Here is a 21,034-nt window from a genome sequence, read left to right as displayed (position 1 = left end):
AAGAGCAAAGGAGGTGAGAAATAAATAAATCTTAAAAAGCTTCCTTCGGAAGCCAGAAGTTCACAAGAAGGAGGATGTAAAAATGAAAAAATTGTTCTTAAGAGACGAAAAAGGATTTACACTTATTGAACTTCTTATTGTTATCGCAATTATTGCAATTTTAGCATCAATCGCAATTCCTCAGTACATGAAGTATCAACAAAAAGCAAAGGTTTCTTCTTATGCAGAACCAATGGCAAGAGCATGTATGATGGATGCAACTGCATACTGCGTTGAAAATCCTGCATCAGGAAGTGGTTCCATAATTCCAGTTGAAAGTCTTAAAAATTGCTCTCAATCAGGTATTTCCATCTCAACTCCTGGTGGAACTGTTATATTAACAGGCAATGAGAGTATTACATGTGATTCTACAGGCTCTGTTACAACAGGTGCAGTAACAGGCTCTTTAGCTGGAGTAACTTCTTATACAGCAATATGTAGGGTTGATGCAGGCGGATTCAAATGCGAGGTTAAATAATTAAAAAAGGGGCAGGCAAAACCTGCCCTCTTTTAATCCTAATAAATAAAATTCATACATAAAACAACATAATGGATTCTAAAAAACTTTTTCTTTTCATTACGCTATCTTTAATTGTTTCGGTTTACATTTTCTCTCTTCCACCAGTTCTTTCAACAGGTGATGGCGGAGAATTAATAACAGCCTCATATGGACTTGGAACTCCTCATCCCTCAGGCTATCCACTTTATGTTCAGCTTGGTAAGTTATTCAGTTTTTTACCAATTGGAAATATTGGAAACAGAGTTGAGCTAATTTCAGTTTTTTTTTCAATTTTTACACTTTTTCTTGTATATTTTATTGTTTTTAAGCTTTCTGAACAGAATCGTGAAGCCTATTTTGCTGCCATCACTTCTGTTATTATTCTTGCCTTTTCTTACTCATTTTTTGGTCAGAGTATTGTAGCAAAATTTTATACTTTAAATTCCTTTCTTGTCATGCTTTTATTTCTTTGCGGAGTAAACACAGCTTTAAATGGATATGATAGAAAAATTCAATTTCTTGCTTCATTTATTCTTGGAATCACGCTTTCAGCACATCATACAGGTTTTATGATGATCGTACCTCTTTTTGTTCTCAGTCTTTTTTATTTTAGGAATTTTTTTAAAAATTTGCCATTGAGTTTTCTATTTTTTCTTCTGGGTTTTTCAATAAATCTCTATCTTTACATAAGAGGTATTAAAGAAACGCTTTTCAATATGATAGCTGTAACTGACTGGAGTTCTTTCTTGACGGTTTTTTTAAGAAAAAGCTATGGGAGTGGTTCATCAATTGATTTGACAACATCAGGCTTTATTAATTTTTATGGATATTTCTATGCTTTCAAAAACTATTTTTATCTTATTGAAAAAAACTTTACTTTATTCTCTATTCCTTTTTTTGTTCTTGGACTAATATGGCTTTTTAAAAAATCAAAAAAACTTTTTTGGTTTATTTTGACATCTTTTTTCATCTATTCAATTTTTCTTGCAAAGCTAACATTTTCCTTACAAAACCTTGATATACATGATATATACGTGATAGGGCATCAATACTTTCTTCCCTCATTTGCTATTTACTGTATAGTAATAGGTTCAGGAATATATTTCATTTACAGTATGTTTGAGAGATTAAATCTCCATTTAATTAAAAAGATTGTACCTATTATTGCTATTTTGTTCCCTTTACTAATGATTTTTGATAGGCTTACTGATCAGTACCAGCATAAAAACTATGTTCCCTATTCATATACAAAGGAAATTTTTTCTTCTTTACCTGTTGCATCAATTTATATGACCTATGGGGATAATCATGCCTTTCAGGCATGGTATTTAAAGCTTGTCGGTAGATACAGAGAAGATATATGTCATATAGCTCTTGATGATTATAAAACAATGCTATGGGCACTTCAAGGATGCAAACCTTATAAATTTTACAGCGAACTTTTCCCTGAGTTTTTTGGTGGTGATTTGATAGATTTAACCAGAAAAAAAAGATATTATTCAATTATTGCTTTATCAGAAAAACATCCTATTTACAGAGTCGTTGATAGTTATCCTTATTTTTACACTTTTATTTATATGGGAAAATCATTTGATAAAAGAGATTTTGATGAATTTTTCAGGGAAAGAATGAAAAAAATTGAGCCTTTTGTTAACTATGAAGACTGCCTTAGTCACGGAACAGATGATGTTTTTACTCTTTTGCTATGTAACTTTTCTACAATGGGATATGTTAACATGGCAAAAGCATATGAGACATCTTCTGGTAACGAGATAACCTTTGAACAGAAAATAAGCTATGGAGATTTTACAGCACCATTTAATATAAAAGCAAAAATCAGCAGTGAAAATGAAAAGTATCTTTATATTTATAATGCTATTAAAAAATACAACAAAATGAATAAATTTTATTTATCTGGAAAAGAGAATGAAAAAAATTAGCATAATATTTTTTGTTATAATTTTTTTATTCTGCGCAAAAGCTTTTATAACACAGAAAAATTTTATTTCTGAAGCAAAAAAAACTGATAACTCTATTAAAGCAGTTAGATATTATGAAAGAGCTTTGCTATCCTATATACCTCTAAGTCCTTACAATAAAGAAGCTATACAGGGAATTCTTGAAAGATGTGAAAAATTTAAAGATACAGAACAAAAGCTTTACTGTTATGAAACCCTAAGAAGTGCTCTTTATCAGATAAGAAGTTTTTATCAGCCTTATAAAGACGAGATTAAAAACATTGAACCTTCAATTGCAGAGCTTAAAACAAAACAGATGATTCAATGGAAGTATAATAATTTTTCAGAAAAAGATTATCAAAGGCTTTATAATCATCATATGGAAATTTTAAAATATGACAGTTCACCATCTGGGCTCTGGAGTATAATTTCTATTTTTTCTCTTCTTGCATGGATCGGCTCTGTTTTTTGGATCATAATCAAAGGATTTAATACTCCACTAAATAAAAAATATCTGCTAATCGGATTTGTGAGTTTTGTCCTGTTTTTCAGCTTATGGATTATAGGACTTTATATTGCGTAAGCCATGAAAATCCTTATTTTACCTTTATATGGAATTGGTGATACTCTGATGACAACTCCGGCAATTGAGGTTCTGAAAAAAAACCTTGATTGCAGAATTGTAAATATATGTATGTTCAAAGGTACCTATGAAGTTCTTAAAAACAATCCCTATATTGATGAACTCATTTATTTCCCATTTTTTGAACGAGGAATTTTAAAATCCTTAAAATTTATTTTTTCTTTAGAAAAATTTGATTGCTCAATCAATTTTTATCCTTCAAACAGAAAACAGTATAATATTTTGAGTCTTCTTACAGGAGCAAAATATAGAATAGGACACAGATATTTTAAAAGAGATTTTATGGAACTTAATTTTCTAAAAAATCAAACATTAAAAGAAGACATGACACTTCATAATGTTGAAGAAAATTTAAGGCTACTTGAGTTTCTGGGAATAAAAACAGATAAATCTCCAGAAATGAGGATTTATCTTGATGAAAAAGAAATTAAGCAAGGAGAGCAACTGGTTAAGGTTTTATCTAAAAAAGCAGTTAAGATTGGTATTCATACGGGAACAAGTAGATTTAAAGGACATAAACAGAGAAGATGGTCAGAAGAAAAATTTTTAGAACTTATAAATAGTCTACCAGATATTGATTTTTTCATCTTTGGCACAGAGGAAGAAAAACAGGAAAATGAATTTATATTTAATAATGCAAAATATGGTAACGTAATTATCATTCAAAATAAACCTATTCGTGAGGTTGCATCAATAATTACTCATCTGAATGCATTTATTTCAAATGATTCAGGGCTAATGCATATTGCTTCTGCTTTAGGAATTCCAACTGTTGCCATTTTTGGACCAACAAATCCTGCATGGGTTAGACCTTGGAAGGTAAAACACAGAGTTGTTCGTATTGAACTTTCCTGTTCGCCATGTTTTTACTATTCTCCAGAGCCTCTTAAATGCCATTCAGGATTAGATTTTAAATGCCTTAAAGATATTGATGTATCAACCGTAAAAAATGCTCTGGAGAGTTTATTATGATTGATACTCTTGTGATACTGCCTACATACAATGAGGCAGAAAATATAGACAAATTAATTCCCAAACTTCTTGAACAAAACATTGATATGCTTTTCATAGATGATGCATCAGAGGATGGGACAGCTAATTTAATAAAAAAATGGATGAATAAATCAACAAGAATAAATCTTATTGAAAGACCTGCAAAACTCGGACTCGGAACAGCTTATGTTACTGGTTTTAAATGGGCTTTAAAGAAAGATTATCAATATATATTTGAGATGGACGCTGATTTATCTCATGATCCTGCTGATATTCCAAAATTTATTGAGAAATGCAAAGAAGATTATGCTCTTGTCATTGGTTCAAGATACACTCATGGGACAATAAGTGTAGTTGGATGGGATTTCAGGAGACTTCTTCTTTCAAAATTTGCAAATAAGTATGCAACAACAATACTCGGGCTCAGTTTTCTTACTGATGTAACAAGCGGTTACCGCTGTTACAGTAGAAAGGTAATTGAAGCCTTAAACCTTGACAATATAAAGTCAAATGGTTACGCCTTTCAGATAGAAATGGTTTACAGAGTATACAAAATGGATTTCAAAATTACTGAAATACCAATAATTTTTTATGAACGAAACAGCGGCTCATCAAAAATGAATAAAAGAATCGTCCGCGAAGCAGCTTTAATGGTCTGGAAACTAAAATTTGGGAAATAGACAATATGAGATACAATAGCTGGAAGTTTTATTTTAGCTATCTTTTTTATAAAATTTTTATTCTACCTTTTCAAATTAAAACTCCAAAATTGAAATTTTATGTTTATGAACTTTTATACTCATTTATCAAAATTTTTAAAAAATCATATATGCTAATTTATCCTTTTAATGACAATGTTATCATTACAAAATACGGCATATTCTATATTAGACCAAAAACTACCGATGCTATTACTGTTTCACCTGCATACGAATATCTTGATAGAAAAGAACTTTTTAAGAGATTTAAAAAATTTTTTAAAAAAAGAAAAAAAGTTCTATTTGTTGATATTGGAGCAAATATAGGATGTTATTCCATTGAAGTTGCAAAGAAATTCTTAAATTATGATTTATTAGTGCTGTCAGTTGAAGCAAGTCTGTTTAATTATGAAATATTACTTAAAAACATTCAGATTAATAAATTAAACCATATAATTAAAACCTACAATATTGCTTTGTGGGACAAAGATGGAGTAACTATTTCAATCTTCCATAATGATAAAGTGCCTGGGCAAACTTTTGTTACTGAAGATTTAGGGAAAGAAATATCAGTTAAAACCCAGACTTTAGAAAGCCTTTTAAGAGAGTTTACAAATTTTTTTGATATTTTGGTAATAAAAATTGATGTTGAAGGTGCTGAGGGAAAAATTTTAAGCAAAGGTAAAAATATTTTTAAGGAATTTGAAGAAGTTCATTTATTGATAGAGTCCTTTGATGATGAAAAAACTATCTCCTTTTTATCAACACTTGAATTCAAAGACTTTATGAGACTTACACCATATAATATATGGGCTTATATGGAATAGAGCCTGTTCAAAAGCCTGCTCACTTTGCATTCCGCACCTCTAACTGTCATCCTAAGTCTTCTATCTGCCATTTCGCTCATTCTATCTGTCATTCCGCCTTTTTCTTGTCATTCCAAGGAACGTTCCTCTTTTGTCATTTCGAGCGAAGCGAGGAATCTCCGTCTAAAAGAGTAGACCCCTCGCTTTCGCTCGGGGTGACAGAAAAAGAGTGTCATGCCTCGCCGAAAAGAAGCGTAGTTCCGAACAAAGTGATAGGTCTGTAAGAAATCTCCTCCACTTTTTCCTACAAGGGTAAACAGGGCAGAGGTTCCTCACACCCATTGAGGGTGTTCGGAATGATAAAGAAAGAGGAGAGCCCTCGGGCAGAGATTCTTCGGGGTCATTGAGACTCCTTAGAATGTCAGTTGATAATTAAACAGCTTCAAAAAATATAGTTGTAAAATTTAAAATAAAAAAATGAGCAAGCTTTTAATTGACGGATATAATCTCATTGGGATTTTACATCGTGATTTAAAAAAAGCCAGACAACAACTTATTCAAACACTCATAAACTATCACAATAAAAAAGGACATGATATTACTGTTGTTTTTGATGGATATAAAGAAGGATATGGTAGGGAAACAATAGAATATCAGGGTGGAATAAGAATAATTTATTCAGGAGCTAATGAAAAAGCTGACGATGTAATAAAAAGACTTTTAAAAACAGAAAAATATTCATGGATTGTAATAACTTCTGACAGAGATATAGAAAAAACAGGCTGGAAAGAAAACTGCGTGGTAGTTAACTCTGAAATATTTTCTGATATTCTTAATGGCGAGGAATACTATTTGGAACAATCAAAAGGAGTAACTCTTTCAAAAAAACAAAAAGCAATACTAAGGGCAATATCAAAACTATAATGGTAAAAAAATTTTTAAAACTACAACCAGCATTTCAGTTAAATATTATATTTTTTACTGGTATGTGCCTTTTATTACTTATTTTTTCAAATAGACTGCCCTTTTTCAACTTTTTCACACTTTATGCTTCCATAGTTTTATTCCAAATTTTTCTTTTTAAAATTCCAGACAATGCTCTTTTATCTTTTATAAAAAATATTTGCCTTCCTGTTTTTTCTGTGTTAATTGCCTTTGACACAGTAGGCGAGCTTACTCCTTATATAAATCCAAGAGATATTGATGAAATTCTACTTAAGCTTGATTATTCAATTTTAGGTTTTTATCCATATGTTTATTTTGAAAGAATTGCAAACCCTTTTTTTACTGAATTAATGCAGATTTCATATTGCGTGTATTATATTCTTCCTTTTCTAATAGGAGTTTATCTAATTAAAAACGGAAATAAAAAGGAATTCTATAGAGCATTGTTTATTGTGCTTTTTTGTTATTATCTTTCCTATGTTGGCTATATGATATTTCCTGCTCTTGGTCCAAGATATAGTATCCCACACATGTTTCATAATGATCTTAGTGGATTGTTTCTGGCTGACAGAATTAAAGATTTTTTAAATTCTCTTGAAGGAATAAAAAGAGATGCCTTTCCAAGCGGACATGTTGGAATATCGTTAGTAGTTCTTTTTTTAATGTTAAAATATTCAAGAAAGCTTTTTTGGTTGAGCCTTATTCCTGTCTTATTTTTAATAGTCTCTACAATTTATTGCAGATATCACTATTTTACTGATGTTTTAGGTGGGATTATTTTAGCAGTTGTAAGTTTATCTATTGGTAATTTATACTATAATTTTTGGTTAACAAGAAATGGAAATTCCTTTATCAAAAGATAAAGATGGTTACCTATTAAAAGTGCTTGTAAAGACTGGGGCAAAAATTACTGGAATAGGAGGGATTGAAGGAAATACTCTAAAATTAAGACTTGCAGCTCAACCTCATGATGGACTGGCTAATAAAGAGCTTATTGAGATGCTTTCTGAAATATTAAATATTCCTAAATCAAGGATTGAAATAATAAAGGGGAAAACATCAAAACACAAAATTATTAAACTAAAAGGAGAACTGGTTTGATAGAAAGTCTTACAGGTTATGGATTTTCTGAAAAAGGAATATTCAGAGTTGAGGCAAAATCTCTAAATCATAGATTTCTTGAAATAAATTTAAAACTGCCTCAAATACTCGCAAGCCATGAAATTGAAATAAGAAATCTCATAAAACAAAAATTTTATAAAGGTAAAATAGATGTTATTGTATCAATTAATCAGAAAGAAAAAACAGGAAAGGTTTACCTCAATAAAAATCTTGCAAAGCAGCTATACTCAGCATTTATTGATTTAAAAAAAGAGTTGAGCATTCTTGGTTCAATTGATATTTCAATGTTTTCAAATTTTAAAGAACTTTTTATATATGAAGAAGAGGAACCTGATATAAATACCCTAATGCTTGCTGTATCAGAAGCTCTTGAATCACTTCATGAAATGAGAAAAAGAGAGGGTGAGATAATAAAACAATCTCTGATAGAAATTACCAACAATCTTGAGAATAAGATTAAAGATTTAGAAAATATGGTGGATGTAAGTTATAATACCTATATTAATTCCTTAAAAAACAGGGTAAAAGAAATAATAGCGGAAAATAATCTGGATGAAAAGAGAGTGTTAGAACAAATTATCTTATATGCTCAGAAAATAGATATAAAAGAAGAAGTTGACAGACTTCGCAGTCATATTACTCAATTTAGAGAAAATATTTTAGAGGGTGGAATGGTTGGGAAAAAATTGGATTTTTTACTTCAGGAAATAAATAGAGAAATCAATACAGTAATGGCAAAAACTGAAGATTTTCAAGTAAAAACCCTTGCTATTGATATAAAAACACAAACTGAAAGACTGAAAGAACAAATCCAGAATATTCAATAGTCATGCTTGTAAATATAGGATTTGGTAATATAGTATCTTTATCAAGAATTATTGCAGTGGTTAATCCTGGCTCATCTCCCATGAAAAGGATGAAAGATGAAGCAAGGAAAAGAGGAAAACTCATTGACGCAACTGAAGGGAGAAAAACTCGTTCAATTATAATTACTGATAGTGACCATATAATATTAAGCGCCCTTCAAGTTGAAACTATTTTGCAGAGAATAAATGAAATAAACAGAGTAGAAGATGGAGATTTATAAAAAGGGAATTATTTTCGTTATATCTGCTCCTTCAGGAACTGGGAAAACAACATTGTGTGAGAGATTACTTAAAATATTACCAGATTTAAAAATGAGTATTTCCCATACAACAAGGCAACCGAGACCTTATGAGAAGAATGGAGTTGATTATTTTTTTGTAGATAAAAAAAACTTTGAAAAAATGATAGTCAATGACGAGTTTATTGAATGGGCAGAGGTTTATGGAAATTTTTATGGAACTTCAAAAAAAGTTATATTTGATTTAATCAAAAACGGATATGATATATTGCTTGACATTGATACACAGGGAGCAAAAAATATAAGAAAGCTTTATCCTGATAGTGTTTTAATTTTTATTCTTCCACCTTCTCTAAAGGAGTTAGAAAAAAGACTTTTACTAAGAAATGAGGATAAAGATATAATAGACAAAAGATTGAGCAAAGCATCTCAAGAAATTTCTCAATATAAATTTTATGACTATGTCGTGATAAATGATAGTATTGAAAGGGCTTTAAATGACTTACTCTGTATAATTTATGCAGAAAGATTGAAAACAAAAAGAATAGAACACAATAAAATAGATGAAATTTTCAAAAAATAAGGAGGAAAATAAGATGAAGAAAAAAGAACAAAGTCTTGATATTATTTCTCTACCAATAGAACTGGACAGAACAAAAATTGAATCAAGATATCGGCTGGCACTTATTGCAGCTCAGAGGGCAGCTGAACTTTCTCTTGGGGCAACAGCAAAAATAGACAAAAAGGGTAAAAAAGTTACAACAACAGCCCTGCTTGAGATTTTGTCAAATAAAATAGATTATATTACAGGCGAAGAGGCAGTGAAAGCTAAAGAAAAGATTGATCAGATTGATGTTAAAAAACTTCTTGAAGATAAAAGAAAAGCAATTCCTGATCTCAGTGAACTTGAAAAAGACCTTAAAGTTTATTTACACGGAAAAGAATCAGCTGAAAAAATGCTTGAGGACCTGTTTACAGAAGGTGAAAGCAATTCTTCTAATGAACAGGAATAAAAAATTTAATTGTGAACAGTGGGGAATTTTTTAAAAAATAAAAAAATTATCCTCGGTATAACAGGAAGTATTGCTGCATACAAAATATATGAACTTATTAAACTTTTAAAAGATGCAGAAGCCGACATTTTTCCTGTTATGACCGAAAAGGCAACCTATTTTGTTACACCTCTCAGTATTGAGATATCATGTGGCAATAAAGTTTTGATTGACATGTTTGAAGAGCCTCTTTCTCATATTGAGCTTGCAAAAAAAGCAGATATTTTTTTAGTTGCGCCAGCTACTGCAAATCTGATTAATAAGTACGCTTCAGGCATTGCAGATGACCTTCTTACAACAACTCTACTTGCATTCAAAGGACATGTAATCATTGCTCCTGCAATGAACTGGAGAATGTATCAATCTCCTCAGGTTCAGAAAAGTATTGAATATTTGAAAAATCTTGGAGTGAAATTTGTAGGACCTGAAGAAGGTTTACTTGCTTGCGGAGAGGAAGGTGCTGGAAGACTTGCATCAATAAATAAGATTTTTGAGAGTGTAGTTTCTGCCATAACTGAAAAAGATTTAGAAAAAGAACATATAATTATCACAGCAGGACCAACAAGACAATATATTGACACTATAAGATTCATAACAAATAAATCTTCAGGGAAAATGGGTTATGCTCTGGCAAAAATTGCAAAAAGAAAAGGTGCCTATGTAACACTTATAAGTGGACCATCAACTATTGAACCACCTGAAGTTGATAGATTTATCCGAGTTGAAACAACGTCTGAAATGCTCAATCAAGTTATGGGAAACATAAATAAAGCTACCACTCTTTTGATGGCAGCAGCTCCTCTTGATTTTGAACCCAAAAAAATTTTTAAAACAAAAATTGAAAAAAAATCAATAAAATCAATCCCACTTAAACTTTGTCCTGATATACTCATAGAAGTTTCAAAGCTTAAAAAAAAACCATTTACTGTAGGCTTTGCTGCTGAAGCAGGGCTTAATACAGAAAGGGCAAAAATAAAGTTGAGGGAAAAATCACTTGACATGATTATCCTTAATGATATTATGCAAAAAGACAGAGGCATGGAATCTGACACTAATGAAGTATTAATAATTTACAGAAAAGGAAATAAATTTTTTGAAGAAAAAACTCCGCTAATGTCAAAAGAAGAGATAGCCAGTATTATTCTTTCTAAAATCAGGGAGATAAAACTTGGCAAATAAATATGAAAACAGGGTTAAAAAGGTTTTTGATAAAATAAGTTCATATTCTGAAGCTTTTTTAGTAACAAATCTCAAAAATATTAGATATCTTACAGGTTTTAAAGGCACTTTTGCTATTGCTCTTTTAACATGGACAGGATGCTATATTTTTGTTGATTTTCGTTATAGTGAGCAGGCTAAAAAGGAAGCTACAGGAGAAATTATATGTTTTAAAGACTCATGGATTGATACATTAAAAAAATTAATTGAGGAGATGCATATAAAAAAACTTTCTTTTGAAGTTACATGCACCTATGAGACTTTTTTAAAGCTCAGGGATAATACAAAACTTGAGCTTGTTCCTGAGCATTATGTTATTGAAAATATTAGAGCAGTTAAGGAAGACGAAGAAATAAACAATATAAAAGAAGCAATCAAAATAGCAGAAAATGCTTTTTTGCAAAATAAACATATTATTAAAGAAGGAATTACTGAAAAAACTATAGCAAAAATGGTAGAAAATACAATAAAAGAACACAGCGATAGTTTACCCTTTCCTGTAATTGTAGCATCAGGAGAGAATTCTTCAATGCCCCACTGGAGACATTCTAATAGAATACTTAAAAGAGGAGATTTTGTTATAATTGACTGGGGTGCTGAATACAACGGTTATTTTTGTGATATGACAAGGACATTTATAATAGGAGAGGCTTCAGAAAAACAGAAGGAAATTTACGAAATAGTCAATAATGCAAATCTTCAAGCAATTGAAACATGTAGAGTTGACATTGAGGCTAAAGGAATTGACGCAGTAGCAAGAAATTTGATAAAACAATCTGGTTATGGCGAAAACTTTGGTCATGCAACAGGACACGGAGTTGGGCTTGATGTTCATGAATTGCCAAAAATAAGTGCTCAATCTGAAGAAACTATCAAGCCTGGCATGATTTTTACGATAGAACCAGGAATTTATATTGAAGGTTTTGGAGGAGTGAGGATAGAAGATATGGTAGCTGTAAAAGAAAATTCAGTGGAAGTTTTAACAACTCTGTCAAAGGATTTAGAAATTTTATAGGAGGAGTGAAAAATGATTTCAACATCAGAATTTAAAAAAGGATTAAAGATTGAATACAAAGGAGAACCATATGAAATAATTGATTTTCAGCATGTAAAAATGCAGCAGAGAGCTCCTATTGTAAGAACTAAAATTAAGCATCTTAAAACAGGACGAGTTCTTGAGGAAAACTTCCCTGCTGGAGAAAAATTTGAAAAACCTGAATTAGAAGAAAAACAGATGCAGTATCTTTATTCTCAGGGAGACTCTTATGTTTTTATGGACATGGAGAGCTATGAACAGATTTCTATTCCAAAAGAAAGAATAGGAGATGCCATATACTATATAAAAGACGAAATGATTGTTGATGTGATTTACTATAAAGGTGAGCCCCTTGTTATTGAACCTCCCATGTTTGTTGAATTAAGAGTTGCTGAAACAGAGCCTGCTTTTAAAGGTGATACAGCATCAGGAGGCACAAAACCAGCTAAGCTTGAAACAGGTCTTACAGTAAAAGTTCCTTTTCATATTCAAACTGGGGATTTATTAAAAATTGACACAAGAACCGGGGAGTATATTGAAAAAGTAAAGGAGTAAAGAATGGAAATTAAAGAGATAAAAGAAATCATATCTTTTCTCAAGGATACTGATGTAACAGAATTAAATATTGAAAGAGAAGGTTTCAAAATTAGAATTAAAAGAGGTTATATTTATGGTCCTATAGAAATAACAAAGACAGTAAAACCCTCGGAAGAAACCGTTAAACCTTCTCATGTTGTAGAAATTCAAGAACAAGAGGAACTACTTCACACTGTTACATCACCTCTGGTTGGTACATTTTATAGAGCATCATCTCCAGAGGCTGCACCTTTTGTGGAAGTTGGAACAAGAGTTGAAAAAGGACAGGTTCTATGTATAATAGAGGCAATGAAGATAATGAATGAGATTGAAAGCGATGTATCAGGAATTGTTAAAAAAATACTTGTTGAAAATGGACAGCCTGTTGAATATGGAGAACCATTGTTCCTTATTGAGGTAGCTTGATAATGGAGTTATTCAAAAAAATTCTTATTGCAAATCGTGGAGAAATAGCTGTAAGAATTATACGTGCCTGTAGAGAACTTGGTATAAAGACAGTGGCAGTGTATTCCGAAGCTGACAGAGATGCCCTTCATGTAAAGCTTGCAGATGAAGCAATATGTATAGGTCCTGCAAATCCTGGGCAAAGCTATTTGAATATTACAGCCATACTTTCTGCAGCAGATGTAACTGATGCAGAAGCAATTCATCCAGGATATGGTTTTTTATCTGAAAATGCTCAATTTGCAGAAGCTTGTGTAAACTCTGGAATTGTATTTATCGGTCCTGCTCCTGAAAATATAAAAATAGGAGGAGACAAGGCAAAGGCAAGACAAATTCTAAAGAGAAAGGGTATCCCTGTAGTTCCTGGAAGTGACGGTCCTGTAAATACAGACGAAGCTTGTATCAAAATTGTTAAAAAAATAGGACTTCCCATAATATTTAAGGCTTCTGCAGGTGGTGGTGGAAGAGGAATGAGAATAGTAAATGAGGAAAAAGATATTGAACAAGCATTTTTTATGGCTCAAAGAGAAGCTCTTGCTGCGTTCGGCAATGGAGAACTCTATATTGAAAAATATTTTCCTAAAGTAAGGCACATAGAAGTTCAAATACTTGCTGATAAACAGGGAAACATAATTCATCTTGGAGAGAGAGACTGCACAATTCAGAGAAGACATCAAAAATTAATTGAAGAAGCACCATCACCAGTTTTAAATGAAAAATTGAGAAAAAAAATTGGAGAGTATGCTGTAAAAGCTGCAAAAGCTTTAAAATTTAGAAATATAGGCACATTTGAATTTATTGTTGATGACGAATTAAATCCCTATTTTATTGAAATAAATACCAGAGTACAGGTAGAACATCCTGTAACAGAGGAAATTACAGATATTGATATTATTAAAGAGCAGATTAAACTCGCAAAGGGATATCCTTTATCTTTTAAACAACCTCAGATTAAATTTCGTGGACATGCTATTGAATGCAGAATCAATGCAGAAGACCCTGAAAAATTTATTCCTTCTCCTGGCATAGTAGAGTTTTTATATTTACCTGGTGGACCAGGGATAAGAGTAGATAGTTATCTCTATCATGGATGCAAGGTTTCTCCGTATTATGATTCTCTTGTAGCCAAAATAATCGCTAAAGGCACAAACAGACAGGAAGCAATAAACAGAATGAAAAGAGCTCTTCAAGAAACAGTGATAAAAGGAATACAAACAAACATACCTTTATTTTTGAAATTGCTTGAACATCCAGATTTCATCAAAGGAAAGTTCTTTACAGACTTTGTTCAGACTATGAACAACAATGATAAATCCTGAACTTCCATCAATATGTCTTATTGTTTCATCAAAAGAAATTCCAGAAAAATTAGAAATAGCACTAAAAGCGGGAATCAAATGGATTCAATATAGAGAAAAGGAATTACCAAGAAAAGAGATTTTAAAATACGCATTTTGGGTAAAAGAGATAACAAAGCACTACAACGCTCTTTTAACTATCAATGACTACTTAGACATAGCAATTACTATAAAAGCTGATGGTATCCATTTGGGACAGAATGACCTTCCAATTGAAGTTGCAAAAAAATTTTTTTCAGGCATTATAGGCATATCAACCCATAATCTTGAAGAAGCTCTTGATGCTCAAAAAAAAGGAGCTCACTATATTGGGTATGGACCAATTTTTTATACTACAACGAAAAAAGATGCTCTTGAACCAAAAGGATATGATATGCTATCTTTGATTTGTAAAAAAATAAAAGTTCCTGTTGTCGCAATAGGAGGCATTAAAAAACAGCATTTAAAGGATTTAAAAGCGATGGGTTGCAAATACGTGGCTATAGCCTCAGGAATTTTAGTAGGAGATGTTAAGAGTAATGTTAAAGATTTTTTAGAACTTTTCCAATGATTTTATGAAAAAAAATCTTGCAGATATTATTGAAAATTTATATGAAAGCAAAAGCACAGGGCTTTTAACAATAATTTTTGCTTCAGAAAAAAATCTTTTCAAGTTTTATTTTAAAACTGGACAAATCTATTATCTTTCATTTGGATTTAAAAAAGGTGTGCAATGTTTAAATGAAATAATCTCAAGAGAACCTGTTTCATACAATTTCATTCCTCAGATTTCAGTTGATATAACAAGCAATGATATCCCTTCAACCGAAGATATAATAACCACTTTGAGAAATATGAACAAGTTTATCAATTCTGAAGACCCTATGTCTTTTCATTCCTCAGATTTTCAAAAAATAAAAGATGTAATAAAAACAGCATTAATCAGACAGATTGGACCGATAGGAAGTAAAATTACAGAAAAATATATTGCTGAAAAATGGATTCCTGCTAACCCGCCATCTAAGAATGATTTGTTAAATTTGGTCAATTTGTTAAAAGAAGAGATAGAAGACCCTGCATCAAGAAAAGAATTTTTAAATGAGGTAAATAAATTTATCGGAGGGCTATAAATGAAAATAGAATTTGGATTAAGAACAGGAATAGCTTTGCCTCTATTAGCAACTCTAATTGTTGGTATGAGTCTACTGGTTGTTTTTAATTATATTATGCAGGTAAGCCTTTTAAAGGAGGAAGAACAACGAAACATTGAAGCATCAGTTAATACAGTGCAGGTTTTTCTTGAGACATCTACAATACATTATCAACAAATGGCTGCTCTGGTTACGCATATTCCTGATATTCAAGAAGCCATTAATAAAAAAGATAGAAATCGTTTAATAGATAAATTTCTACCCAGTTTTAATTATTTAAAGGAAAATTTTGGTCTTGCTCAATTTCATTTCCATATACCCCCAGCAGTTTCTCTTCTCAGGCTTCATGATCTGGAACACTTTGGTGATAATATTTCAAAAGACCGTAAAACCGTTGTGCAGGTAGAAACAACCCGAAAAGGTGTAAGAGGGGTTGAGATCGGTTTGGGAGGAGTTGGATTGAGAGGTGTAGAACCTGTTTTCTACAAAGGTAACTATGTCGGAAGTGTTGATTTTGGAGGAGGATTAAAAACTGAGATTGAGCAGATTAAAAAAGCAATAAATGCTGAAATTGGAGTAGCTGTTTATAAAGAATTACTTTCTGGCTGGCCAGGTTTAAAAGACGTTAAATATAACTTTGGAGAATGGGTTTCTCTTTATTTTACTGCACAGGACCCAAAACTGTTTATTTCTGAATCTACTTTAAAAAAGGCTTCTCAATCAAAAGAGAAATATTATACTGAAAAGGTTTCTCAATCAGGTAAAGATTATATTATTGTTTATAGCCCCTTTAAAGATTTCTCTGGTAAAACAATAGGTTTTATATATATTGTCAAAGAGAGAATTCTCACTCCAATGAAGGTTTTTACAATTCTTGGTATAAATATTTCAGTTTATATTATAATGCTTATAGTCATTGCTCTTTTGATTGGATATGGCATGAATAAATATGTAATAAATCCGATAGTAACACTTACAAAAATCACAGATGAGATATCAATGGGTAAGACATCTCAGAAAGTAGAAATTAAAGATGCACGAGGAGAAATTGCTATCTTAGCAAAAGCAGTTGAAAGAATGCGTATTACAATGAGAAAACTTCTTGAATAAGGGGTTAAACATGGCAAAAGAAAAAATTTTAGTAGTAGATGATAGCCCTCTTGTAAGAAAGCTTGCGGAAGTTTCTTTACAAGAAGCAGAATATGAGGTTTACACAGCAGCTGATGGAGAAGAGGGGCTGAAAATTGCGGAAACAGTAAAACCTGACCTGATTTTAGTAGACTTTATAATGCCTAAAATGACAGGCTCTCAATTTTGCAAACTAATAAAAGATAATGAAACTCTTAAAGATATTCCTATTATCTTAATTACTGGAAAGGGTGAGACAGTAGGACAAACATTTATTGAAAAATATCAAGTTTTAGACTATTTCATAAAGCCCTTCAAATCAGAGGACCTTATAGAGAAAGTTAGAACAACGTTAAGCAAAGTTCCTGAGCCTATTGTTGACATTTCAGAGCCTGTATCTGAAATAGAGATAAAAGAAGTAGAAGAAATGCAACCTTCTTTAGAAATTCCTGAAGTTGAAGAAATATTATCTCTTGAACAAAAAGAACCCTTACAATTTCCAGAAGAAAAAGAGACTCTTGATGAAATTCTATTAGAAGAATCTCAAGATTTAGCAAAGGAAATTGACTTTGTAGAAATGAAAGAAAACATGGAAATATTAAAGGAGCCTGAATTAGAAATCTCTGAAAAAATAGAAGAAATACCTGAAATAGAAGAAATCAAATCTACTGAAGAATTTTTATTTGAAGAAAAAACTGTCCAACCTGAAGTTGAGGAAATTCAAGCTAAAGAAGAAATTCAAAAAATGGAAGACAGTCCAGCTTATGCTTTGAGTAGTTTAGAGAAATTAATAGAGGATAAATTTAGTAGTTTTTATGAAAAAATTATAACCCTCTTTGATGGTTCTATTGAAGGAATATTCAAAAAATATGGATTGATAAAAGATTCTTCTTTAATTCTCTCAGGAAATTTAAATTTTTTTAAACTTCCTGAAATTTTTTCACTAATAAATTCTAATGGATTAAGTGGTATTTTGACTGTTTATGGAAAAGGGGAAATCTATGAATTTTTATTTATATACGGACAGGTCATTTATGGGATATCAAACTTTCAGAAACAGAAATTCGGTTTTAAACTACTGAATGAACTTTCTCAGGAACAAATTAAAAATATTACTATTGAAGCAATAACGGCTTTGAAAAAATCTCAAATTGAAAACTTTATTTTTGAAAAGAAAGATTTTACTGAGGAATGGTTGTTGAATAAAGAACGCTATACTCCTTCAGAGCTTTTTAAAGAAACATTAAAATGATATAATACAAATTTAAGAGGAAATTAAAATGTATAAAGTTCTTGTTGCTGAAGATTCTACAGTAGATGCAAAATATATTGAGTCCATCCTTAAAGAAGGAGAATATAACATTATTTTTGCAAAGGATGGAGAAGAAACAGAAAACCTGCTTAAAAATGAAAATTTTGATTTAATAATTTTAGATGTGGTTATGCCTAAGAAAAACGGATTTCAGATTTGCAGGGAAATAAAAAAGAATGATAAAACTAAAAATATTCCTGTAATTCTTGTAACTTCTAAAAAGGAAGAAGCTGATAAATTCTGGGGTAAGATGCAGGGTGCAGATGAATATATTACAAAACCTTTTGAACCAATTGACCTTTTGGTAGCTATAAAAAAATGTCTGAAGAAATAAAAGAAACAGAAAAATCTTACTGTGTTTTTGGTATAGGAGAAAGAGAGTTTCTAATACCAAAAGAAAGTGTTATGCAAGTTTTGGATGTTACCCGAATCTTCCCTATTCCGGGGGCACCTGATTATATTGTCGGTGCATTGCCTGTTAGAGGTAAAATCATTCCCGCAGTAGACCTCGCCAAAGTTTATAATATTGAAAGATTAAACTACTCTGATAATAAATTGCTGGTTATTGATGTAAAAGGAGAAAAAATAGGAATTTTATCAGATATTACTCCATTTTTTGTTAATTTTGAATCAGATATAGTTGTGGAGGATTTTATTGATCCTGAAAAATTATTTGAACAACTAAAAGTCAGTTCTCAAAAACCTGCAGAAAAGAGGGATGATAAATAAATCTGAGCTGATAAAATATTTTCTTCTGGAAGCTGATGACTGTTTGAATGTATTAGTTGAAGGGACAGAAGAACTTGAAACCAAAGGATATAACAAAAGCACCATAGAAAGTCTTTTTAGAGCAACTCATACTTTAAAAGGTTCTGCATCTATAGTTAAGTTCAATAAGATTACAACATTGTCTCATAAACTTGAAGATCTCTTTGAAGCTTTATTGAATGGAGAAATAAATTATGATAATTCCCTTATTTATCATATTAGAAACGTTATTAATCTAATCGTTGCTCTTGTAAATGAAGTTCATGAAGCAGGAGAAGAAAAAAGCGAAATTGAAAAGGAAGTTATAGAATTAATTGATAATATTTTAAATAAAAAAGAGATTCCTGCAGTGCAACAAAAATCTGTAATTTTTGATGCCCTCCCAGTAACTGATAATGTAAGAGTTGAGCTAAAAGTTATTGAAAATATATTTGCTTCCTTGAGCGAGGTTCTTGTTCAGAAAAATACCATAACCGATAAAGAAAAAGAACTATTCCACATTGTTGAAGAAATATCAAATAGCGGAAAAAAGCTTTTAAAAGAAATAACGGACTTTTCAGATATGTACTGGTTAAGCACATATGAAAGAGGACAGAAAGTAATAGATAGTTTTTTTGTTGACTTTAGTGACCTTGAGTTTGACAGATATGATGAATACCACATCTTTTTAAGAAAAATTCAGGAAATAACAAATGATATAACAGAGGGTATAAATTCTTTGTTTATTTTTTCTGAAAACCTCTCATCTCACTTTAAATCTTTGGGCAGAGAAATCAATTATTTAAAAGACAGTTTAATTGAGATAAGAATGATACCTATCGGAAAACTTTTACACAGACTTTCTGAAGCCATTAAGGAAAACGCAAAAGACATAGGAAAAACTGTTGAAATAGATATTAAAGGAGCAGAAATAAAAATTGATAAACCTGTTTTTGACTCACTATATGAGCCAATTATTCATATTCTTCGTAATGCTATCCAGCACGGGATTGAATCTTTTGAAGAAAGAATAAAAAAAGGCAAAGAACAAACAGGTCATATAAAAATTGATGTAAAAAAAGAAGGGAAATATATAGTCATTGCTATCAAAGACGATGGTAGAGGAATAGATATTGATAAAGTAAAAGAAATAGCTGTGCAGAAAGGATTGATTTCTTCAGAATATACATCTTTTATTTCCGAGGAGGAAATTCTTTCTTACATATTTGTCCCTGGGTTTTCAACTTCAGATGAGATAGATTTCCAAAGTGGAAGAGGAATGGGGCTTAATATTGTTAAAACAGCTATTTCAAAACTTAAAGGCACAATAGAAGTTTTTTCAGAATTAGATAAAGAAACCACATTCATAATAAAAATTCCGCAATCATTAACTATTAGCAATCTTCTGATTTTTAGTTCTCATAATCTGGATTTTGCAATACCTATTAATTATATTGAAGAAATTTTAACACTGGAAGATTTTCCCCATGCACTTGAAGAAAGAAGCATTAATCATAAAAACAGAATTATCCCTGTTAAGATATTTTCAGAAATTTTTTTCTCTTTAAATGGCAAAACACTTCAGAAGGGTTATATAATTGTTTTTAATTTTTCAGGAATAAGAAAAGGACTTATTGTTGATGAGATTTTAGGACATGAGGAAGCAACAGTTCACAATTTTGGCAAATTTCTTGAAGGGTTAATACAGTATCTTGGCTATTTTATATCTGGCAAAGGTAGTCCAAGATATGTCATTGACCCATTGAAATTATTTGAAGAAGAATTTATATTTACAGGCTTATCTGATAAAATTACAGAATCTTTCATATACTCAGGGTCTGTTCTGGTTGTAGATGACTCTATAAGCGTAAGAAAAACTCTTCAAAGTGTTCTTGAAGCAAAAAAATTAAGGGTATACACTGCAAAAGATGGTGTTGAAGCACTAAATTTACTTGAAAGAAACAAGGTTGACATGGTGGTAACTGACCTTGAAATGCCTGTTATGCACGGCTATGAACTTATCAGTAGATTAAGAAAAGATGCGAGATTTAAAAATTTGCCGATTATTGTTCTTACCTCAAGAGGAACCAAAAAGCATGAAGAAAAAGCTTTTGAGTTAGGTGCAGATGGATATATTGTTAAGCCCTTTGATGAAAAGACTATAGAAGAAGAAATTCTTGACAGATTAAAACTTTTATAATAAA

The 21,034-nt window shown here is 31.1% G+C and carries 25 protein-coding genes; all 25 read left to right on the top strand.

Features of this window, described 5'->3' with window-relative positions:
* Positions 1–82: 82 nt before the first annotated feature.
* The 25 genes from THEYE_RS10540 to THEYE_RS01945 all read left to right on the top strand — a co-directional run bounded on the left by THEYE_RS10540 (position 83) and on the right by THEYE_RS01945 (position 21,030).
* A complete protein-coding gene (locus THEYE_RS10540) occupies positions 83–517 on the top strand; it encodes a prepilin-type N-terminal cleavage/methylation domain-containing protein (protein WP_012545328.1) in 435 nt (144 codons plus the stop codon).
* A 71-nt stretch (positions 518–588) separates the two neighbouring features.
* Positions 589–2,478, top strand: coding sequence for a glycosyltransferase family 117 protein (locus THEYE_RS02060; RefSeq protein ID WP_012546208.1), 1,890 nt, complete (start codon positions 589–591; stop codon positions 2,476–2,478).
* The gene (locus THEYE_RS02055; RefSeq protein ID WP_012546100.1) at positions 2,465–3,079 is read left to right on the top strand and encodes a hypothetical protein; all 615 of its coding nucleotides are present in this window, start codon (positions 2,465–2,467) and stop codon (positions 3,077–3,079) included. The genes THEYE_RS02060 and THEYE_RS02055 overlap by 14 nt, the downstream gene beginning before the upstream one ends.
* Positions 3,080–3,082: 3 nt before the next feature.
* On the top strand, positions 3,083–4,111 hold the full coding sequence (locus THEYE_RS02050) for a glycosyltransferase family 9 protein (protein ID WP_012545786.1): 1,029 nt from the start codon (positions 3,083–3,085) through the stop codon (positions 4,109–4,111).
* Positions 4,111–4,812 carry a polyprenol monophosphomannose synthase gene (locus THEYE_RS02045; protein WP_164924890.1) on the top strand — a complete coding sequence of 234 codons (702 nt, stop codon included), beginning with the start codon at positions 4,111–4,113 and terminating at the stop codon, positions 4,810–4,812. Before THEYE_RS02050 ends, THEYE_RS02045 begins: the two co-directional genes overlap by 1 nt.
* 5 nt (positions 4,813–4,817) lie before the next feature.
* On the top strand, positions 4,818–5,657 hold the full coding sequence (locus THEYE_RS02040; protein ID WP_012545859.1) for an FkbM family methyltransferase: 840 nt from the start codon (positions 4,818–4,820) through the stop codon (positions 5,655–5,657).
* Between the two features lie 456 nt (positions 5,658–6,113).
* Positions 6,114–6,560 (top strand): YacP-like NYN domain-containing protein, encoded by a 447-nt coding sequence (locus THEYE_RS02035; protein WP_012544998.1) that lies wholly within the window; start codon positions 6,114–6,116, stop codon positions 6,558–6,560.
* Positions 6,560–7,444: a phosphatase PAP2 family protein gene (locus THEYE_RS02030; protein WP_012546183.1), complete on the top strand. Its 885-nt coding sequence runs from the start codon at positions 6,560–6,562 to the stop codon at positions 7,442–7,444. Before THEYE_RS02035 ends, THEYE_RS02030 begins: the two co-directional genes overlap by 1 nt.
* Positions 7,419–7,682, top strand: coding sequence for a DUF167 domain-containing protein (locus THEYE_RS02025; protein WP_012545279.1), 264 nt, complete (start codon positions 7,419–7,421; stop codon positions 7,680–7,682). Before THEYE_RS02030 ends, THEYE_RS02025 begins: the two co-directional genes overlap by 26 nt.
* Positions 7,679–8,530, top strand: coding sequence for a YicC/YloC family endoribonuclease (locus tag THEYE_RS02020; protein ID WP_012546368.1), 852 nt, complete (start codon positions 7,679–7,681; stop codon positions 8,528–8,530). The genes THEYE_RS02025 and THEYE_RS02020 overlap by 4 nt, the downstream gene beginning before the upstream one ends.
* Complete coding sequence (locus THEYE_RS02015) at positions 8,527–8,790, top strand: extracellular matrix/biofilm biosynthesis regulator RemA family protein (protein ID WP_164924889.1); 264 nt, start codon at positions 8,527–8,529, stop codon at positions 8,788–8,790. The genes THEYE_RS02020 and THEYE_RS02015 overlap by 4 nt, the downstream gene beginning before the upstream one ends.
* The gene (gene gmk, locus THEYE_RS02010) at positions 8,777–9,391 is read left to right on the top strand and encodes a guanylate kinase (protein ID WP_012546551.1); all 615 of its coding nucleotides are present in this window, start codon (positions 8,777–8,779) and stop codon (positions 9,389–9,391) included. Before THEYE_RS02015 ends, gmk begins: the two co-directional genes overlap by 14 nt.
* A gap of 13 nt (positions 9,392–9,404) precedes the next feature.
* Positions 9,405–9,821, top strand: a complete 417-nt coding sequence (gene rpoZ, locus THEYE_RS02005; RefSeq protein ID WP_012545675.1) for a DNA-directed RNA polymerase subunit omega — start codon at positions 9,405–9,407, stop codon at positions 9,819–9,821.
* A gap of 18 nt (positions 9,822–9,839) precedes the next feature.
* Positions 9,840–11,039, top strand: coding sequence for a bifunctional phosphopantothenoylcysteine decarboxylase/phosphopantothenate--cysteine ligase CoaBC (gene coaBC, locus THEYE_RS02000; protein ID WP_012544995.1), 1,200 nt, complete (start codon positions 9,840–9,842; stop codon positions 11,037–11,039).
* Positions 11,029–12,093: a M24 family metallopeptidase gene (locus tag THEYE_RS01995; RefSeq protein ID WP_012546421.1), complete on the top strand. Its 1,065-nt coding sequence runs from the start codon at positions 11,029–11,031 to the stop codon at positions 12,091–12,093. Before coaBC ends, THEYE_RS01995 begins: the two co-directional genes overlap by 11 nt.
* Before the next feature lie 12 nt (positions 12,094–12,105).
* Positions 12,106–12,669, top strand: a complete 564-nt coding sequence (efp, locus tag THEYE_RS01990) for an elongation factor P (RefSeq protein ID WP_012545338.1) — start codon at positions 12,106–12,108, stop codon at positions 12,667–12,669.
* 3 nt (positions 12,670–12,672) lie between these two features.
* The gene (gene accB / locus THEYE_RS01985) at positions 12,673–13,116 is read left to right on the top strand and encodes an acetyl-CoA carboxylase biotin carboxyl carrier protein (protein WP_012545496.1); all 444 of its coding nucleotides are present in this window, start codon (positions 12,673–12,675) and stop codon (positions 13,114–13,116) included.
* A gap of 2 nt (positions 13,117–13,118) precedes the next feature.
* Positions 13,119–14,474: an acetyl-CoA carboxylase biotin carboxylase subunit gene (gene accC / locus THEYE_RS01980; RefSeq protein WP_012546633.1), complete on the top strand. Its 1,356-nt coding sequence runs from the start codon at positions 13,119–13,121 to the stop codon at positions 14,472–14,474.
* A complete protein-coding gene (gene thiE, locus THEYE_RS01975) occupies positions 14,461–15,063 on the top strand; it encodes a thiamine phosphate synthase (RefSeq protein ID WP_012545043.1) in 603 nt (200 codons plus the stop codon). The genes accC and thiE overlap by 14 nt, the downstream gene beginning before the upstream one ends.
* A gap of 4 nt (positions 15,064–15,067) precedes the next feature.
* Positions 15,068–15,622 (top strand): DUF8082 domain-containing protein, encoded by a 555-nt coding sequence (locus tag THEYE_RS01970; protein WP_012546075.1) that lies wholly within the window; start codon positions 15,068–15,070, stop codon positions 15,620–15,622.
* A complete protein-coding gene (locus THEYE_RS01965; RefSeq protein ID WP_012544979.1) occupies positions 15,623–16,753 on the top strand; it encodes a cache domain-containing protein in 1,131 nt (376 codons plus the stop codon).
* A 10-nt stretch (positions 16,754–16,763) separates the two neighbouring features.
* The gene (locus THEYE_RS01960) at positions 16,764–18,023 is read left to right on the top strand and encodes a response regulator (protein WP_012545878.1); all 1,260 of its coding nucleotides are present in this window, start codon (positions 16,764–16,766) and stop codon (positions 18,021–18,023) included.
* A 28-nt stretch (positions 18,024–18,051) separates the two neighbouring features.
* Positions 18,052–18,417, top strand: a complete 366-nt coding sequence (locus THEYE_RS01955) for a response regulator (RefSeq protein WP_012545359.1) — start codon at positions 18,052–18,054, stop codon at positions 18,415–18,417.
* A complete protein-coding gene (locus THEYE_RS01950; protein WP_012546568.1) occupies positions 18,402–18,812 on the top strand; it encodes a chemotaxis protein CheW in 411 nt (136 codons plus the stop codon). The genes THEYE_RS01955 and THEYE_RS01950 overlap by 16 nt, the downstream gene beginning before the upstream one ends.
* Positions 18,802–21,030: a response regulator gene (locus tag THEYE_RS01945; RefSeq protein ID WP_012545711.1), complete on the top strand. Its 2,229-nt coding sequence runs from the start codon at positions 18,802–18,804 to the stop codon at positions 21,028–21,030. Before THEYE_RS01950 ends, THEYE_RS01945 begins: the two co-directional genes overlap by 11 nt.
* Positions 21,031–21,034: the final 4 nt, after the last annotated feature.

It is taken from the genome of Thermodesulfovibrio yellowstonii DSM 11347, from assembly GCF_000020985.1.
Lineage (GTDB): Bacteria > Nitrospirota > Thermodesulfovibrionia > Thermodesulfovibrionales > Thermodesulfovibrionaceae > Thermodesulfovibrio > Thermodesulfovibrio yellowstonii.
The sequence above is the reverse complement of the archived record's forward strand: the minus strand, read 5'-3'. Positions and strand labels throughout refer to the sequence as shown.

Bases quoted from the DNA above. Each gene is read 5' to 3' on its own strand.
- THEYE_RS10540 (WP_012545328.1), top strand. From the start codon at position 83: ATGAAAAAATTGTTCTTAAGAGACGAAAAAGGATTTACACTTATTGAA.
- THEYE_RS01970 (WP_012546075.1), top strand. From the start codon at position 15,068: ATGAAAAAAAATCTTGCAGATATTATTGAAAATTTATATGAAAGCAAA.
- rpoZ (WP_012545675.1), top strand. From the start codon at position 9,405: ATGAAGAAAAAAGAACAAAGTCTTGATATTATTTCTCTACCAATAGAA.
- THEYE_RS01945 (WP_012545711.1), top strand. From the start codon at position 18,802: ATGATAAATAAATCTGAGCTGATAAAATATTTTCTTCTGGAAGCTGAT.
- THEYE_RS02035 (WP_012544998.1), top strand. From the start codon at position 6,114: ATGAGCAAGCTTTTAATTGACGGATATAATCTCATTGGGATTTTACAT.
- efp (WP_012545338.1), top strand. From the start codon at position 12,106: ATGATTTCAACATCAGAATTTAAAAAAGGATTAAAGATTGAATACAAA.
- THEYE_RS02040 (WP_012545859.1), top strand. From the start codon at position 4,818: ATGAGATACAATAGCTGGAAGTTTTATTTTAGCTATCTTTTTTATAAA.
- accC (WP_012546633.1), top strand. From the start codon at position 13,119: ATGGAGTTATTCAAAAAAATTCTTATTGCAAATCGTGGAGAAATAGCT.
- THEYE_RS01955 (WP_012545359.1), top strand. From the start codon at position 18,052: ATGTATAAAGTTCTTGTTGCTGAAGATTCTACAGTAGATGCAAAATAT.
- thiE (WP_012545043.1), top strand. From the start codon at position 14,461: ATGATAAATCCTGAACTTCCATCAATATGTCTTATTGTTTCATCAAAA.
- gmk (WP_012546551.1), top strand. From the start codon at position 8,777: ATGGAGATTTATAAAAAGGGAATTATTTTCGTTATATCTGCTCCTTCA.
- THEYE_RS01960 (WP_012545878.1), top strand. From the start codon at position 16,764: ATGGCAAAAGAAAAAATTTTAGTAGTAGATGATAGCCCTCTTGTAAGA.
- THEYE_RS02025 (WP_012545279.1), top strand. From the start codon at position 7,419: ATGGAAATTCCTTTATCAAAAGATAAAGATGGTTACCTATTAAAAGTG.
- THEYE_RS01950 (WP_012546568.1), top strand. From the start codon at position 18,402: ATGTCTGAAGAAATAAAAGAAACAGAAAAATCTTACTGTGTTTTTGGT.
- accB (WP_012545496.1), top strand. From the start codon at position 12,673: ATGGAAATTAAAGAGATAAAAGAAATCATATCTTTTCTCAAGGATACT.
- THEYE_RS02055 (WP_012546100.1), top strand. From the start codon at position 2,465: ATGAAAAAAATTAGCATAATATTTTTTGTTATAATTTTTTTATTCTGC.
- THEYE_RS01965 (WP_012544979.1), top strand. From the start codon at position 15,623: ATGAAAATAGAATTTGGATTAAGAACAGGAATAGCTTTGCCTCTATTA.
- THEYE_RS02030 (WP_012546183.1), top strand. From the start codon at position 6,560: ATGGTAAAAAAATTTTTAAAACTACAACCAGCATTTCAGTTAAATATT.
- THEYE_RS02060 (WP_012546208.1), top strand. From the start codon at position 589: ATGGATTCTAAAAAACTTTTTCTTTTCATTACGCTATCTTTAATTGTT.
- THEYE_RS02050 (WP_012545786.1), top strand. From the start codon at position 3,083: ATGAAAATCCTTATTTTACCTTTATATGGAATTGGTGATACTCTGATG.